Below are 15,004 nucleotides of genomic sequence, written 5' to 3' on the forward strand. Positions count from 1 at the left end.
TTGCTAGTCTCCTGATCTGTGGAGGGAGCCCTCCGGGTCTGGGGCGCAGTCGTCGAGCAGGGCATCGAGGCATTGCCACGGCAGCAGGGTGCAGGGGCGTCGGGCGGCGAGCCGGCGCACGCCGCCCAGGGCCTCGAGTTCGCCGAGTTCCACCTCGGTCTCCTGGTCGTCGTCGGTCGCGGTGAGATAGGCCTGTACGGCCCGGGAAAGGCGTCGGGCGGCCTCGACCTCGATCCCGGCCAGCCGCTCGGCGAGCATGGAGGCGGAGGCCACCGACAGGCTGCAGCCCCGAGTCCGAGCGCTGACGGCACGTATGCAACCGTCCGCCAGCTCCAGCTCCAGGGACAGGCGATCGCCGCAGAGGGGGTTGCGTGACTCCCTCCTGCAGGTGGGGCGCTCGAGGGGCCTGGCGCCCCGGGGGTCGCGAAAATGGTCGAGGAGAATCTCCTGCCAGGTGTCGGGATCGTACTCAGGAGCGTTTGCCGAAGAGTTTTCGCGCACGGATGATCCCCTCGATCAGGGTGTCGACTTCCTCCCGCGTATTGTAGACGCCGAAGGAGGCCCTGGCGCTGGCCGCGATTCCGAGGCGCTGGTGGAGCGGTTGTGCGCAGTGGTGTCCCGCGCGAATCGCGATGCCCCGGCTGTCGAGGAAGGCCGCCAGGTCCTGGGCATGAACGTCACGGTCGACGAAGGTCACCAGGCCCGACTTGAGGTCGCCGCGGAAGGGGCCGTAGACGGTCACACCGCCGAGTTCCCGCAGCCGATCGAGGGCGTAATCCGTCAGTTCCACGCTGTGACGGCGTACCCGCTCCATGCCCAGGGACATCAAGTACTCCGCCGCTGCGGCCAATCCGAGCGCTCCCGCCACGTTGGGGGTGCCGGCCTCGAAGCGGTGGGGCGGCGCGGCGAAGGTGGTCTTGTCGAAGGTGACGGTTTCGATCATCTCGCCGCCGCCGTGGAAGGGCTCCATGGCCTCGAGTCTCTCCCGGCGGCCGACCAGCGCGCCGACGCCCATCGGACCGTAGAGCTTGTGCCCGGAGAAGGCTAGGAAGTCGCAGCCGAGGTCGTGGAAGTTCACCGGCATGTGGGGGACGGACTGGGCGCCGTCCACCACGCACAGGGCTTCGGGGGCCGCCTGGCGCACCTGGGCGATCATCTCCCGCACCGGATTGACCGTGCCCAGCACGTTGGAGGCATGGACCAGCGAGAAGACGCGGATCTTTTCCGTCAGCAGGCTGCGGAAGCTCTCCTGGCAGAGCTGCCCCGAGGGCTCGAAGGGCACGTAGAGCAGCCGGGCCCCCACCTCCCTGGCCAGGATCTGCCAGGGCACGATATTCGAGTGGTGCTCCATCTCGGTCAGCAGCACCACGTCGCCGGCGCGCAGGTGGCGCCGTGCCCAGGCGTAGGCCAGCAGGTTGAGGGACTCGGTGGTCGAGCGCGTCCAGACCACCTGGGAGGCGTCCGCGCCCACCATCCGGGCGACGACGGCCCGGGCGTTTTCGTAGGCTTCCGTGGCCTCCTCCGCCAGTGTATGAGCGCCGCGATGCACGTTGGCATTCAGGCGCTCGTAGTAGTCGACCAGGGTGTCGATCACCACCTGGGGTTTCTGGCTGGTGGCGGCGCTGTCCAGGTAGACCAGGGGCTTGCCGTGGATGCGCCGGTCCAGGATGGGGAAGTCCCGTCGGATCGCTTCGACGTTCAGCCGGCCGTGGGCGTCGAGGCGGGGATCCCGTTCCGCAGGTGATACGCCCGCACTCATTTCAGCCCTCCAGCTGCCGGCGGACGAGTTGTCGCAGGGCTTGACGACAGTTTTCCACCGGCACCTTCTCGATCAGGGGTTCGAAAAAGCCCGTGACCACCAGGCGGATGGCCTCTTCCCGGGGCAACCCGCGGGAGGCGAGGTAGTAGAGCATCGTCTCGTCTACCGGTCCCACGGTGGCGCCGTGCTTGGCCTGCACGTCATCGGTCATGATTTCCAGCTCAGGCAGGGATACCGCCCGGGCCCGCTCCGAGAGCAGCAGGTTGCGATTTTCCTGCCAGGCCTCAGCGCGCTCACCCTGTTCGCCGATCCACAGCAACCCCGTGGCCGCCGATCGTGCCTCGTCGGCCAGAACGGCGCGCACGTCCATACCGCTGCGGCAGTCGGGGGCGTGGAGGCGTTGCACGGTGTGATGGTCGAACCGCTGGCGGCCCCGGCCATAGACCAGGCCGAAAACGTTGGACTCGGCTCCGCGGCCTAGCAGTTCGGCCCGCAGATCGGCCTTGACCACGCCGCCGCCGAAGGAGCCGAAGACGTAGTCCAGCCGCGCCCCGGCGGCGAGGTGGACAGCCGTGGTGGTGTGCAGGACAGAGCCCGCGGGAGCGTCCTGGATGCTGACGTAGTTCAGGCCGGCCCCGTCTTCAAGGACGATCTCCACGCTGCGGTGAAGCATGGCTCCGGCCTCGATTGGGGCGGGGCTGCTCACCTCGTCGACCAGGGTCAGCGTGGCGCCGCGTTCGACGACGATCAGTGTGCGGGGCAGGAGCACGCCCTCGGCACCGGAGAGGTCGGTGTGGGTTCGCAGGGTCTGAGTCGGGTGGGTGCCGGCCGGTACGCGCACCAGCAGCCCGCCGGACCACAAGGCGGCATGGAGCGCCGCGAACAGGGAGTCGTCCGCCGGGAGCACGTGCCCCAGGTGACGCTGGAGCAGTTCGGGCAGCTCGCGGGCGGCCGTCGCCAGGTCCATGACCACCAGGCCCTCGCCGTGGGCCGGGGGGTGTTCGCTGCGGGCCGCGGTGGGACGCAGCGGAGTTCCCGCCGGGAAGAGCAGCCGGCGGGGGTTGGTGTAGCGCCAGCGATGCTGGCTGCGCGGTGGAAGTTCGAGCTGGGCGCGGAGCTGCCAGGCCTGCTCGCGCACCCGGCGCAGCCACTCGGGCTCGCCGGCCGAAATCGTTTCGAAGGCCTGGCGTTCCATTTCCTGTTGCGTGATCTCGTTCACCTTGCCTGTCCCATCTGCCGGGCGTCGAAGCCCGGTTGCTTGGCGTGGAATCCGGGGTCTAGCCGACGGATCCTTCCATTTCGAGTTCGATCAGCCGGTTGAGTTCCACGGCGTACTCCATGGGCAGCTCCCGGGTGAAGGGCTCGATGAAGCCGTTGACGATCATCATCGTGGCCTGCTCCTGGCTCAGTCCGCGACTCATCAGGTAGTAGAGCTGGTCCTCGCCGACCCGGCTCACCGTCGCCTCGTGTTCCACGTTGACGGATTCCTCGGCCACCTCCATGGTGGGATAGGTGTCCGAACGGGAGTGCGGGTCGAGAATCAACGCGTCGCACTGCACGTTGATCCGGCATCCGGTGGCGCCGGGGTTGACCTTCACCAGGCCGCGGTAGGAGCCTCGCCCGCCATCTTTGGAGATCGACTTGGAGGTGATGCGGGAGGTCGTGTTGGGTGCCGCGTGGATCATCTTGGCCCCGGCGTCCTGGTTCTGGTCCCGGCCGGAGAAGGCGATCGAGAGGACCTCGCCATGGGCTCGCTCGCCACGCAGGATGATGGCGGGATACTTCATCGTCAGCTTGGAGCCCAGGTTGCCGTCGACCCAGTCCACCCGCGCTCCCTCGTAGGCCACGGCCCGTTTGGTGACGAGGTTGAAGACGTTGCGTGACCAGTTCTGGATCGTGGTGTAGCGGATCGAGGCGTCCTTGAGCGCGATCAGTTCGACCACCGCCGAGTGCAACGAGTCCTTGCGGTAGATCGGCGCGGTGCAGCCCTCGATGTAGTGCACCGAGGAGCCCTCGTCGCAGATGATCAGCGTTCGCTCGAACTGTCCCACCGACTCGGTGTTGATGCGAAAGTAGGCTTGGAGAGGAATATCCACCTTGCGCCCCGGGGGGACGTAGACGAAGGAGCCTCCCGACCACACGGCGGTGTTGAGAGCCGAGAACTTGTTGTCGGTGGCGGGAATCACGCTGCCGAAGTACTTCTTGACGACCTCCGGGTAGCGCTTGAGGCCGTCGTCCATGGACATGAAGAGCACTCCTTGCTTTTCCAGCTCTTCCTGTACCGAGTGGTAGACCACCTCAGACTCGTACTGGGCGGTGACGCCGGAGAGGAACTTGCGTTCCGCTTCCGGAATGCCCAGGCGGTCGAAGGTTTCCTTGATCTCGTCGGGCACGTCGTCCCAGTCCGCCGCCTCGCTCTCACCGGGGCGCACGTAGTAGGTGATGTCGTCGAAGTCGATCTCGGCCAGCAGCTCGCAGTTGCCCCAGGTGGGCATCGGTCGCTGGACGAAGTGACGGTAGGCCTTGACCCGCGCCTCGGTCATCCAGGCCGGTTCTTCCTTGATGGCGGAGATCTGTCGCACCACGTCTTCGTCGAGCCCCTTGCGGGTGCGAAAGACCGAGGTGTCCGGCATGGAAAAGCCGTACTTCTCTTCGTAGTTGTCACCGATGTTCAGGTCTGGATGGGTGGTCATGACGAGGCCTCCTCGAGGCTGGTGGGTTCGAGCCAGTCGTAGCCCTGGTCTTCGAGCTGCAAGGCCAGCTCGGGACCTCCCGAGCGGACGATGCGGCCGTCGATCATCACGTGCACCACGTCGGGTTTGACGTAGCCGAGAATGCGCTGGTAGTGGGTGATCACCAGCGCCGCGTTGCCCGGCCCCAAGTGGCGATTGATGCCATCGGAGACGATGCGCAGGGCGTCGATGTCGAGGCCCGAGTCGGTCTCGTCGAGAATCGACAGCCGTGGGGCGAGCAACTCCAGCTGGAGCATTTCGAGGCGCTTCTTCTCGCCTCCGGAGAAGCCGTCGTTGACGTGGCGGCGGATGAAGTCGGAATCGATGCCGAGGCGCTCCATGGCCTGCTTGACCCGCTTGCGGAAGGTCTTGGGGTCGAAGCGCTCGCCTTCGACGGCCTTGAGGGCATGGCGCAGAAAGGAGGCCACCGTCACGCCTGGGATCGCCATCGGGTACTGGAAGCAGAGGAAGATGCCGGCGCGTGCCCGCTCCTCGGTGGACAGCGGAGTCAGATCCTCGCCGCGGTAGAGGATGCGGCCCCGGGTGATCACGTAGGCCGGGTGGCCCATGATGGCGTGGGAGAGGGTGCTCTTGCCGCTGCCGTTGCGACCCATCAGGGCGTGGCATTCCCCTTCGCGGAGAGTCAGGTCGATCCCCTTGAGAATCTCCTTGCCCTCGATGGCGACGTGGAGGTCCTCGACTTGGAGCAGGGGGCGTGGGTTGTCTGTCATGGCTGCTGGGCTCCGATCCGGCTCGTTGCCGGAAAAATGCTGTCGATCAGGAAGACGTGGCGGCCCGGTCGGAATCCGCCTCCGTCGAGAGTTCCAGGGCAGGATGTCGGTGGCTGAGCGCACGGACGACGTTGCGCATGGCCGACTCCTCGCGGAGAAGGTCGGCGATGGTGAGGGCCGAGAGGAAATCGTGGACCACTTGCTCGAGGCGGGCCCACATGGGGCGCAGGCTGCATTCGGCGTGGTGCACGCACCCCGCGCGGTCGCCCCGGTCCCCATGGCAGCGCTCGAGCTGGAAGAGTTCGCCGGCCACTCCTTCGAGGACCTCCGCCAGGGAGATCTGCTCGGCGGGGCGGGCGAGGAGGTAGCCGCCATCCTTGCCCCGCAGGCTGCGGGCCAGGCCCATGCTTCGCAGGCGGGCCATGACCTTGGCGGTGTTTTCCTCGCTCAGGCCTTCCAGCTCGGCGATGGCGCCGATGGTCAGCTTGCCCTCGGCACGGGCAAGCTGGCTCAGGCAACGGACGGCGTATTCCTCGAGTGTGCTGATCTTCATGGTACCTCGAAGGTTACTAATCTGGACTTTCTTGTCAAGTATAGATTGTAGCATTTCCCGGTAAGTCGCGCCGAGCCGCGGTGCGGGGGTGGGGTGGACGGTCGAGGAGGCGGGTTCAGCCCAGCAGCAGAGAGGGGGAGAGGTCGGCCAGCCGGCGCCGGCCCTGGGGCCGGACGAAATGAAGGAAGGCGGTCCAGGCGTAACACAGGCGCATGTGGAAGGGTGCCTTGCCGGGCAGGCGTTCGGGGTGATGGTGCAGTTCCGCCAGGCGCATGGAGGCGGCCAGGACCAGTCGCTCGAGGACTTCATCCCAGTCGCGGCCCTCCGCCCGCAGATGCAGTTCGAGGCAATAGCCCACCCAGCGGCCGCCCCGGCGGGGGCGATAGCCGCAGCAACGCAGCAGCCCGGGAAGCCGGTCGTCCGGTGACGGGGTGGAGGCGCAGCGGGAGTCGACCATGGGACAAGTGTACCGCGACCCTCTCCGCGGAGCGACGAGGTCGGGGCGACGTTGACTGCCGCGGGGCCTCGGGCCTAACCTGCGGGTCCACGGCGCCAGCCGGGCCACTGTACGGAAGGGGACGAGGTCGATGACGAGCGCGGGACCGCGGGTCCTGGTGACCAACGACGATGGGATTCATGCGGCCTCCCTCGAGTGCCTCGCCCGGGAGGCCGGACGCGTCCTGGGGCCGGTGACGGTGATCGCTCCCGACCGGGAGCGTTCGGGGGTCGCCCACGGTTTGACTATTCGTCAGCCCCTGCGGGCGATGCGTGTGGGCCCCGCCTCCTGGGCCGTGGAGGGCACTCCCACGGATTGCGTCAACCTGGCCTTCCTGGGTCTGCTCGACGCCCCGCCCCAGCTTGTCCTGTCGGGCATCAATGGAGGCTACAACCTGGGGGAAGATCTGACCTATTCGGGTACGGTGGCGGCGGCCATGGAAGGTCGACTGTTCGGTGTCCCCTCGGTGGCGGTTTCCTGCGCTTCCGGGGTGGGGCGGGAAGTGCTCGAGCGGGCCGCCGCGATCGCCTGCCGGCTGGCGAGGGCCATGCTCGAGATGGAGACCCCCGCCGACCTCTTCCTCAACGTCAACGTTCCCGCCGAGCCCCGGGGCTTGCGCATCACGCGCCAGGGGCGGCGTCGTTGCCGGCAGGGGCTGATTCGCCGGAAGGATCCGAAAGGGGAGGAGATCTTCTGGCTGACCCTGGCCGGGGCGCGCTGGGAAGACGACGAACGCGCCGATCACCACGCGGTGGCCGAGGGCCTGGTTTCGGTCACGCCTCTTCATGCGGACCTGACCTTCCGCGGGGCCTACGAATCACTCGTACCCTGGGAGAGCGAACGGGAGATTCTGGGATGAATCGGGTCGATCATCGCCGCTATGAGCGGGCACGCCGGGAAATGACCGAGCGGCTCGCGCGCCAGGGCATCGCCGATCCGCGGGTGCTGGCCGCCCTGGGGCGCGTGCCCCGGCACCTTTTCGTGGACCCCGCCCTGGCGGGCCAGGCCTACGAGGACGTGCGCCTGCCCCTGGGGCTGGGCCAGACCATCAGCCAGCCCTGGACGGTGGCCCGCCTGGCCGAACTGGTGCAGGCCCCCGAGGGAAGCCGGGTGCTGGAGATCGGGGCGGGGTCGGGCTACCAGGCGGCGGTCCTGGCCGAGATGGGGCTGATCGTCTTCACCGTCGAGCGCCATGCCGAACTGGCCCGGACAGCAGCGGCCCGGCTGCGGGAGCTCGGCTACCTGCGGGCGACGGTCAAGCACTTCGACGGAAGCTACGGCTGGGCCGCGATGGGCCCCTACAGGGCGGTGGTGGTCACGGCTGCCGCACCGGAAGTGCCCGACACCCTGCTGCGGCAGCTCGAGACCGGAGGCCGTCTGGTCCTGCCCCTGGCCCGGGACGGGGAAGACGAGCAACGCCTGGTGGTGGTGCGCAAGCTGCCCGGTGAGGCTTTCGAGCAGGAAGATCACGGCGCGGCTTCCTTCGTGCCGCTGATCGGCCGCTACGGTTACGGTCGCGACCCGAAGGGTTCCGCCGTCGGCCCTTCGGGCGGCGCCCCCGGTCGGGGTCCGGGCCCCGGTGCGCGTTGACAGGGCCCGTCGCGTCGGCTACCTTTCCGCGGCGCAGGGGCCTCTCCTCCCGGAAAAGCCCCCCGTCGGCGCCGTCCCGGGACGCCGCGGCAAGCGCTTGTAGGTTCAAGGTCGGGGTGTAGCGCAGCCTGGTAGCGCACTTGCTTCGGGAGCAAGGGGTCCCCGGTTCAAATCCGGGCACCCCGACCAGATCCATCCTCCAAATATCTCCCAAGTTGAGAGCCCGAATTCAGAGGTCGAGGTTTTGTCCCGCCGGTCGCCACCGGAGCGCCATTTCCTATGGGCCGGCATCTGCTCTTCGAGCGGCGGGAGCTGGAAGCCTCTCTCCAGCCTGCGCGATGGCGGCAGTAGCGGCGCGCGCCACTCGCGAGCCGGTTTGCCCTGGAGACAGGTTTTTTCCTCCGACGGCGGTCTCGCCGGCAGGGTTGCTGGCGCCGCTGTGGTTGACCGACGGGACGCACCTCCTGCTTCCGGCGCGGGTCGCCCCTGAGCGGTGACGGCTTCCGGCCACCGCCGCCCGACCCACAACCGTTGGGCCGAGGGGGCCACGCCGCAGCGTTGACAGCAGTGGGGGCCGGTGCTAGCTTCCGCGCACCGGAAGCACGGTCGAATCAGGGCCGTACGGGCCTGTGCCCGGCCCGCGAGTGGCGCGGCCGACTCCACTTGGGCCCCGGACGCGATTCCTGGTCCAGCGTTCCCCGGGGATGCCTGTGATGCAACGGTCCATCCTAATTGCCGATGACTCGAGTACGATCCGGGAAGTCGTGCGTCGCACCTTCGAGAACCGGGGCATCGAAGTCGTCTGCGCTGCTGATGGACGTGAGGCTCTGGCCACGGCCGAGCAGGCGCGGCCCGACCTGGCCCTGGTAGACGTGCTGATGCCCGAAGTCGACGGTTACGAGGTCAGCCGGCGCCTGGCCGGCGGCTCTCCGGGGGACAGGATTCCGGTGCTGCTCCTGACCGGCGCTTTTGAACCCTTTGACGAGGAGATGGCGGCGGAGTGCGGTGCCGTCGGCCACCTGGTCAAGCCTTTCGAGCCCCAAGCGCTGGTTGACCGAGTCGAAGCACTCCTCGGTGGCCTCCCGCCTCGTGACCGCGCGGTGGACCCGCTCGAATCCGAAGCCGGGCGACGAGATCGTGGGACGGCGGAGGGGGAAGAGAAAGAGCCTCTCGAGACAGCGCCCGACGGCGATGTCTTTGCCGCGCGGGAGCCCTGGTCGGTCACTCGGGCACCGCTGCCGGGGGAGGAGGGTTTCTCCCGCGACTTCGCGGCCGGAGGCCAGGGGCTGTCCCCTGCGCCGACCTCGGCCGCCGAGCCGGTCCTGCGCGCCGAGGCCCGCCGGGCCGTGGAAGAGCTGGCGCCGGAAATCATCCGGGAAGTGGCGTGGGAGATTCTCCCGGACCTGCTCGAGAGACTGATTCGGGAGATGGCTCCGGCTGCTCCCGCCCAGCACGAGGACAAGGACAAATGACCCTGGAGAAGGCTTTCTCTCCCGAGCGCTACGAGGCTCGGGTCGGGCGGATGTGGGAAGCAAGCGGGCTCTTCGCTGCCCATCCGGAGCAGGGCGGCCCCCGCTTTTCCCTCGTCATCCCCCCACCCAACGTGACCGGCTCGCTGCACATCGGCCATGCCCTCGACTACACCCTGCAGGACATCATCGTGCGCTGGCATCGCATGCTGGGCGAGGACGCCGTCTGGGTACCGGGCTGTGATCACGCCGGGATCGCCACCCAGATGGTGGTGGAGCGCGAGCTGGCCAAGGAGGGGCGCGACCGACACGAGATCGGACGCGAGGCCTTCGTCGAGGAGGTCTGGAAATGGAAGGAGCAGTACCGGGAGCGCATCATGGGTACGCTGCGCCGCCTCGGCTGCTCATGCGACTGGTCCAGGGAACGTTTCACCCTGGATCCCGGTTTTTCAAAGGCAGTGCGTGAGACCTTCGTACGGCTTCACGAGGAGGGCTTGATCTATCGGGGGACGCGGCTGATCAACTGGTCGCCGGCCTTACGGACGTCCCTCTCGGATCTCGAGGTGGATCGCGATGAGCCCGAGAAGGGCGAGATGTGGTCGTTCGCCTACCCGATCGAGGGTGGAGGCGAGATCGTCGTGGCGACCACTCGGCCGGAGACGATGTTGGGTGATACCGCTGTTGCGGTGCACCCGGACGACGAGCGCTGGCAGGCGGTGATCGGCAAGCGTCTGCTCCACCCCTTTTTTCCTGAACGAAACCTGCGGGTGATTGCTGATCCCATCCTCGCCGATCCCACAACCGGAACCGGCGCAGTCAAGGTCACTCCGGCCCATGACTTCAACGATTTCGAATGCGGACGCCGCCACGACCTCGAGATGATCGACATCCTGACCGAGGACGGGAAAATCAACGAGGCGGGGGGGGCCTTCGCCGGTCTCGATCGTTTCGAGGCGCGGGAAGCGGTCAAAAAGGCGTTGACGGACAAGGGCCTGTTTCGGGGACGGAAGGACCACTTCTACGCCCCGGGCCGGTGCCAGCGCAGTGGTGTGATCGTCGAGCCGCGGCTTTCGACCCAGTGGTTCGTGAAGATGGAGCCACTGGCGCGGCCGGCCATCGAGGCCGTGCGTTCGGGGAAGATCCGTTTCGTGCCGTCGTCGTGGGAGAAGACGTACTACCACTGGCTGGAGAACATCCAGGACTGGTGTGTCTCGCGGCAGCTTTGGTGGGGCCACAGGATTCCGGCGTGGTATTGCGATGGCTGCGGGGAGGTGATGGTCGTCCGCCAGGCGCCGGAGGTCTGCAGGGCCTGCGGCGGTGGAGAGCTGCGCCAGGATCCCGACGTGCTCGATACCTGGTTTTCCTCCCAGCTCTGGCCTTTCGGCGTGTTCGGCTGGCCGGAAAAGGGCGCGGAACTCGAGCGTTATTATCCGACCGATACCTTGGTCACGGGATTCGACATCATCTTTTTCTGGGTGGCGCGGATGATCATGTCGGGACTGCACCTGGTGGGTGAGGTGCCGTTCCGGACTGTGCTCTTCCATGGCATGGTGCGGGACGCCCGGGGCGTGAAGATGTCCAAGACCAAGGGCAACGCGGTCGACCCGTCTTCGGCCATGGACGAGCACGGGGTCGATGCCCTGCGTTTCACTCTCGCCGCGCTGGCCTCTCCGGGTTCCGACCTGGCCCTGTCCGAGGAGCGGTTGACCGGCTACCGCGCCTTTCTGAACAAACTGTGGAACGCCACCCGCTTCCTGCTGATGCAGGTCGAGGGCGGGGATTTCAGGCGCCTCCCGCCTGAGGAACTGGAACTCGACGCCCTCGACCACTATCTGCTGGCCTCCTACCGCCAGCTTGTCGGTCGGGTGCACGCCAGTTTCCAGGCACACCGTTACGACCACGCTTGCGAGGCGATCTATCACTTCCTCTGGCACACTTTCTGCGACTGGTGCATCGAGTTGAGCAAGCCCGATTTTGCCGGAAAGAGCGAAGGCGACAGGAAGGGATCGAGCCGGCTGACGGTGATGATCGACGTGCTGGACGGCGCCCTCCGCCTGCTGCATCCGGTCGCACCCTTCATCACCGAAGAACTCTGGCAGAGCCTTCCCCGGCGGGAAGGGGATGCCGCGTTGCTGGCCGCTTCGCGGATCCCCACTCCCGATGACCCCGGTGTTCCCATTCCCGAGGGCCTGGACGACGGGCAGGCAATCGCCCTGGTCGAACAATGGCTGATCGCCCCCGTGTCGGCGGCGCGGGCGCTGAAGACGGGGGCCGGCATCGCTCCGGGAAAGGAGATCACCCTGCGCTTGAGGCCCCGCCGGCCGGAAGGTGAGAGGGCCCTGCGAGTCTTCGCCGGGCGAATCGCCGGCCTGGTCAAGGCCCGAGAAGTCGATTTGCTCGCGACGGATCCCCCGGAAGAACCGGCTCTGCGCCAGGTGCTCGACACGGTCGAGGTGATCATCCCGATGGCCGGTGCGCTGGATCTCGAGCAGGAGAAGGCACGGCTCCAAAAGGAGCGCGACAAGCTTGCGGGCCAGGCGGAAGCCTGCCGCAGGAAGCTCTCCAACGCTTCGTTCGTCGAGCGAGCTCCCGCGGCAGTAGTCGACAAGGAACGGGCGCGCCTCGAGGATCTGGAAAGCCGTCTGGCGAGCCTTGCCGAGCGACTGGAGAGCTTCGGATGAGCTCTTCCGCGGCGCGCTTTCCTCTCGACGATGCCCGGCGGGTGATCGCAGCGGCTCTCGACGAGGACCTGGGTACCGGCGGCGATATCACCTCGGAGGCCGTTTTCCCCCAGGGCCGAGATGTCAGTGCTCGTCTCGTGGCCCGCGAGGAAGTGGTGGTTGCGGGTCTCGCCGTCTGCTCCCTGGTCTACCAAGAGCTTGCCGCGCGCAGCGGCCGCCGGGCGGTGGTGGAAACACTCCTCGACGACGGGGCGCGGGCCGCTGCCGGGCGGACCCTGGCCCGGATCCGCGGCGACGCCCGCGCGGTCTTTGCCGGTGAGCGCGTGATGCTCAACCTGCTCGCTCGCCTGTCCGGGATCGCGACCACCACCGCCAGGGCCGTCGAGGAGGTGAGCCATACTTCCTGCCGGGTGGCGGATACCCGCAAGACCACGCCGGGACTGCGCTTGCTCGAGAAGTACGCCGTGGCGATCGGAGGGGGCGAAAACCACCGCCTGCGCCTGGACACCCTGGTAATGATCAAGGACAACCACAAGCAACTGGCCGGCGGCATCCGGCCGGCGATCGAGGCGGTGCGTGCCGCCGGCTACGATCCCGCGGAGATCGAGGTGGAAGTCGACGACCTGGAAGAGTTCGACGAGGCCCTCGAGGCGCGGGCCGGGTGGATCCTGCTGGACAACATGGAGCCCGAAGTCGTGCGCGAAGCGGTGCAGCGGAGCGGTGGGCGCTGCCGGCTGGAAGTGTCGGGAGGGCTGCGGATCGGTGCGTTGAGCGAATACGCCGAGACCGGAGCCGACCGCCTCTCCCTCGGAGCGCTGACCCATTCGGTGTGCGCGGCGGATCTGGCCCTCGATCTCGAGGACGAGGTCCCGGCGGGGTGAGCGCGGCGGCCGATCCCACCGCGGCCATCGAACGCCGGCTGCGCACCCGGGCCCTCGGTCGTCCCCTGATCTGGGTGCCCCGGCTGGACTCCACGATGGACGAGGCGCGGCGCCGGGTGGACGACGCCGGCCCGGGGACGGCGATCCTCGCCGGCGAGCAGAGCCGCGGGCGGGGACGTCGCGGGCGGGTTTTCGTCTCGCCTCCGGGGGGGCTCTACCTGTCCGTGATTCTCGAGCCGCTGCCGGAGCCGCATCATTCCTGGAGGCTGGGATTCGCCCTGGCCCTGGCGGCACGGCGGGCCGTGATGGCGGCCGGTGGGCCGGCGCTGTCTTTCAAGTGGCCCAACGACCTGCTCCGGGGACAGCGCAAGGTGGGCGGAGTTCTGCTCGAACTGCTGACGCCCGCCGGGGGCGCGGCGCGGGTGATCGCCGGGATCGGCCTGAACCTGGGCCCGGATCCCTCCCGCCTCGATGCCGCTGCGCGGGGAGCGGGGGCGGTCTCCCTGCCTGGATCGAGCGCTGAGGCCCTGGCCATGGTGGCCGCCGAACTGCTCGAGGCATTCGAGGCGCGAACCCGGCTCCTGCTCGATGGAGGCTGGCCGCAGATCCTGGGGGAGGTACGTGCCTGCATCGTTCCACGGGTCGGGGGCCGGATCACCGTGCGGACCCCCGCCGGTGACCTGCTGCGGGGAGACTTCGTCGACCTGGCGGCCGATGGCGCCCTGGTGCTTCGGGATCTCGACAGCGGTGAGGTGCGAGCCCTGCGCCACGGAGAGATCGCCTCGATCGACGGCGGCGGCGCGGGGGGCGCGCGGGGTCTTGAGTCCGGGGGCGGAAAAGGGCAGGATAGGGCGCAATGGTAAGGGGGGTGAGAGCCGCTTCATGCTTCTGGTCGTCGATATAGGGAATACGCAGATCGTAGCGGGTGTCTTCGACGGGAAGACGCTGCGTGGGTCGTGGCGGTTGTCTTCCCGGCGGGAGATGACCGCCGACGAGTTCGCCGTGTTGCTTCGCGGGGCCCTGGGGGAGGCGGCGGCCGGGATCGAATCGGCGGTGATGGCCTCGGTCGTCCCGCCCCTGACCGGGGAGGGGCGCCGGGCCCTGGCGCGGCTGGTGGGGAAGGAACCGCTGCTGGTGGAGCCGGGGATTCGCACGGGACTGAAGATTCGTACCGACTCTCCCCAGGAGGTGGGGGCCGATCGGATCGTCAATGCGGTCGCCGCTCTCGAGAGTTACGGCGGTCCGGCCGTGGTGGTGGATTTCGGCACCGCGACCACTCTCGACGTGATGACGGCGTCCGGCGAGTATCTCGGGGGGGTCATCACGGTGGGCGCGAGGGTCGGTGTCGATGCTCTCTCGGTGCGCGCCGCCCGCCTGCCTCGGGTCGACCTGGCGCTTCCGCCGCGGGTCATCGGCCGCAACACGATGGACTCCATTCGGTCGGGAGCGCTCTACGGGCACGCGGCGATGGTCGATGGCCTGGTGGAAAGGATCGAAGAGGAACTCGGCGAGACCGTGACCGTCGTGGTGACGGGAGGCACCGCCGGCATCATCGGCCCCTTGATGAAGCGGATCGACTTCACGAACCCTCATTTGACCCTCGAGGGTCTTCGCATCCTCCACGCGCGAAACAGCTCCCGATGAGAGTTCTCTTCCTTTGCACCGCGAATATCTGCCGCTCTCCGGCGGCGGAGTACTACATGCGGCATCTGCTCGAACGGTTTGCCATCACGACGGTGAGCGTGACTTCGGCGGGGATCATGGATATGGGCGGCGCGCCCGCGGATCCGGTCGTCCGGCGTCTCGTGGGCGAGTACGGCATCGATCTCTCGGGCCACCGGAGCAAGCTCGCCACCCGCGCGATGGTCGGCACGGCTGACGAGATCGTCGTCATGGCCCGGCGTCACCGGGACTGGATCGAGCGCACCTTCCCGGAAGCCTTGCGAAAGGTCTCCCTGATCCGGGAACCCGAGGAGAGCGCGGATCTGCTCGACCCGGTGGGGGGATCGGAGAAGGACTATCGTCGAGCCCTCGAATTGCTGTTCAAGTGCGTCGAGCGTCGCACCCTGGCCTTCAAGTATCCTGTCTGAAACGCCTGTGGGCCGGTCCCGC

Annotated in this window: 15 protein-coding genes and 1 tRNA gene; 9 read left to right on the forward strand and 7 right to left on the reverse strand. The window is 67.9% G+C overall.

All coding sequences use genetic code 11. From position 1 onward, the window contains the following. Positions 1-3: 3 nt before the first annotated feature. The 7 genes from Q9Q40_03355 to Q9Q40_03385 all read right to left on the reverse strand — a co-directional run bounded on the left by Q9Q40_03355 (position 4) and on the right by Q9Q40_03385 (position 6,232). Positions 4-501, reverse strand: coding sequence for an SUF system NifU family Fe-S cluster assembly protein (locus tag Q9Q40_03355; protein MDQ7006246.1), 498 nt, complete (start codon positions 499-501; stop codon positions 4-6). Beyond that, positions 470-1,759, reverse strand: a complete 1,290-nt coding sequence (locus tag Q9Q40_03360; protein ID MDQ7006247.1) for a cysteine desulfurase — start codon at positions 1,757-1,759, stop codon at positions 470-472. Before Q9Q40_03360 ends, Q9Q40_03355 begins: the two co-directional genes overlap by 32 nt. A 1-nt stretch (position 1,760) precedes the next feature. Then, positions 1,761-2,978, reverse strand: coding sequence for a Fe-S cluster assembly protein SufD (gene sufD, locus Q9Q40_03365; protein ID MDQ7006248.1), 1,218 nt, complete (start codon positions 2,976-2,978; stop codon positions 1,761-1,763). Positions 2,979-3,036: 58 nt separating this feature from the next. Further along, positions 3,037-4,452, reverse strand: coding sequence for a Fe-S cluster assembly protein SufB (sufB, locus tag Q9Q40_03370; GenBank protein ID MDQ7006249.1), 1,416 nt, complete (start codon positions 4,450-4,452; stop codon positions 3,037-3,039). Continuing rightward, the gene (gene sufC, locus Q9Q40_03375) at positions 4,449-5,222 is read right to left on the reverse strand and encodes a Fe-S cluster assembly ATPase SufC (protein MDQ7006250.1); all 774 of its coding nucleotides are present in this window, start codon (positions 5,220-5,222) and stop codon (positions 4,449-4,451) included. Before sufC ends, sufB begins: the two co-directional genes overlap by 4 nt. Positions 5,223-5,268: 46 nt before the next feature. Beyond that, entirely contained in the window at positions 5,269-5,775 is a 507-nt protein-coding gene (locus Q9Q40_03380) for an Rrf2 family transcriptional regulator (GenBank protein ID MDQ7006251.1), read from the reverse strand. Positions 5,776-5,890: 115 nt separating this feature from the next. Continuing rightward, complete coding sequence (locus Q9Q40_03385; GenBank protein ID MDQ7006252.1) at positions 5,891-6,232, reverse strand: hypothetical protein; 342 nt, start codon at positions 6,230-6,232, stop codon at positions 5,891-5,893. 130 nt (positions 6,233-6,362) lie between these two features. Between Q9Q40_03385 and surE the strand changes: the two genes are divergently transcribed. From surE to Q9Q40_03430, 9 genes are all read left to right on the forward strand, one after another. Beyond that, positions 6,363-7,130: a 5'/3'-nucleotidase SurE gene (gene surE, locus Q9Q40_03390; GenBank protein MDQ7006253.1), complete on the forward strand. Its 768-nt coding sequence runs from the start codon at positions 6,363-6,365 to the stop codon at positions 7,128-7,130. Further along, the gene (locus Q9Q40_03395) at positions 7,127-7,861 is read left to right on the forward strand and encodes a protein-L-isoaspartate(D-aspartate) O-methyltransferase (GenBank protein ID MDQ7006254.1); all 735 of its coding nucleotides are present in this window, start codon (positions 7,127-7,129) and stop codon (positions 7,859-7,861) included. The genes surE and Q9Q40_03395 overlap by 4 nt, the downstream gene beginning before the upstream one ends. A 112-nt stretch (positions 7,862-7,973) precedes the next feature. Continuing rightward, a tRNA-Pro gene (locus Q9Q40_03400) sits at positions 7,974-8,050 on the forward strand. A gap of 524 nt (positions 8,051-8,574) precedes the next feature. Continuing rightward, positions 8,575-9,333 (forward strand): response regulator, encoded by a 759-nt coding sequence (locus tag Q9Q40_03405; GenBank protein MDQ7006255.1) that lies wholly within the window; start codon positions 8,575-8,577, stop codon positions 9,331-9,333. Continuing rightward, positions 9,330-12,011 (forward strand): valine--tRNA ligase, encoded by a 2,682-nt coding sequence (locus Q9Q40_03410; GenBank protein MDQ7006256.1) that lies wholly within the window; start codon positions 9,330-9,332, stop codon positions 12,009-12,011. The genes Q9Q40_03405 and Q9Q40_03410 overlap by 4 nt, the downstream gene beginning before the upstream one ends. Continuing rightward, positions 12,008-12,892, forward strand: coding sequence for a carboxylating nicotinate-nucleotide diphosphorylase (gene nadC / locus Q9Q40_03415; GenBank protein MDQ7006257.1), 885 nt, complete (start codon positions 12,008-12,010; stop codon positions 12,890-12,892). The genes Q9Q40_03410 and nadC overlap by 4 nt, the downstream gene beginning before the upstream one ends. Further along, the gene (locus Q9Q40_03420) at positions 12,889-13,755 is read left to right on the forward strand and encodes a biotin--[acetyl-CoA-carboxylase] ligase (GenBank protein MDQ7006258.1); all 867 of its coding nucleotides are present in this window, start codon (positions 12,889-12,891) and stop codon (positions 13,753-13,755) included. The genes nadC and Q9Q40_03420 overlap by 4 nt, the downstream gene beginning before the upstream one ends. 19 nt (positions 13,756-13,774) lie before the next feature. After that, a complete protein-coding gene (locus Q9Q40_03425) occupies positions 13,775-14,536 on the forward strand; it encodes a type III pantothenate kinase (GenBank protein ID MDQ7006259.1) in 762 nt (253 codons plus the stop codon). Further along, positions 14,533-14,982, forward strand: coding sequence for a low molecular weight protein-tyrosine-phosphatase (locus Q9Q40_03430; protein ID MDQ7006260.1), 450 nt, complete (start codon positions 14,533-14,535; stop codon positions 14,980-14,982). The genes Q9Q40_03425 and Q9Q40_03430 overlap by 4 nt, the downstream gene beginning before the upstream one ends. Positions 14,983-15,004 lie beyond the last annotated feature (22 nt).

It is taken from the genome of Acidobacteriota bacterium (genome assembly GCA_030949985.1).
Classification (GTDB): domain Bacteria; phylum Acidobacteriota; class Polarisedimenticolia; order J045; family J045; genus JALTMS01.

Bases quoted from the DNA above. Each gene is read 5' to 3' on its own strand.
- Q9Q40_03360 (MDQ7006247.1), bottom strand. From the start codon at position 1,759: ATGAGTGCGGGCGTATCACCTGCGGAACGGGATCCCCGCCTCGACGCC.
- sufB (MDQ7006249.1), bottom strand. From the start codon at position 4,452: ATGACCACCCATCCAGACCTGAACATCGGTGACAACTACGAAGAGAAG.
- sufC (MDQ7006250.1), bottom strand. From the start codon at position 5,222: ATGACAGACAACCCACGCCCCCTGCTCCAAGTCGAGGACCTCCACGTC.
- Q9Q40_03380 (MDQ7006251.1), bottom strand. From the start codon at position 5,775: ATGAAGATCAGCACACTCGAGGAATACGCCGTCCGTTGCCTGAGCCAG.
- Q9Q40_03385 (MDQ7006252.1), bottom strand. From the start codon at position 6,232: ATGGTCGACTCCCGCTGCGCCTCCACCCCGTCACCGGACGACCGGCTT.
- surE (MDQ7006253.1), top strand. From the start codon at position 6,363: ATGACGAGCGCGGGACCGCGGGTCCTGGTGACCAACGACGATGGGATT.
- Q9Q40_03395 (MDQ7006254.1), top strand. From the start codon at position 7,127: ATGAATCGGGTCGATCATCGCCGCTATGAGCGGGCACGCCGGGAAATG.
- Q9Q40_03405 (MDQ7006255.1), top strand. From the start codon at position 8,575: ATGCAACGGTCCATCCTAATTGCCGATGACTCGAGTACGATCCGGGAA.
- Q9Q40_03410 (MDQ7006256.1), top strand. From the start codon at position 9,330: ATGACCCTGGAGAAGGCTTTCTCTCCCGAGCGCTACGAGGCTCGGGTC.
- nadC (MDQ7006257.1), top strand. From the start codon at position 12,008: ATGAGCTCTTCCGCGGCGCGCTTTCCTCTCGACGATGCCCGGCGGGTG.
- Q9Q40_03425 (MDQ7006259.1), top strand. From the start codon at position 13,775: ATGCTTCTGGTCGTCGATATAGGGAATACGCAGATCGTAGCGGGTGTC.
- Q9Q40_03430 (MDQ7006260.1), top strand. From the start codon at position 14,533: ATGAGAGTTCTCTTCCTTTGCACCGCGAATATCTGCCGCTCTCCGGCG.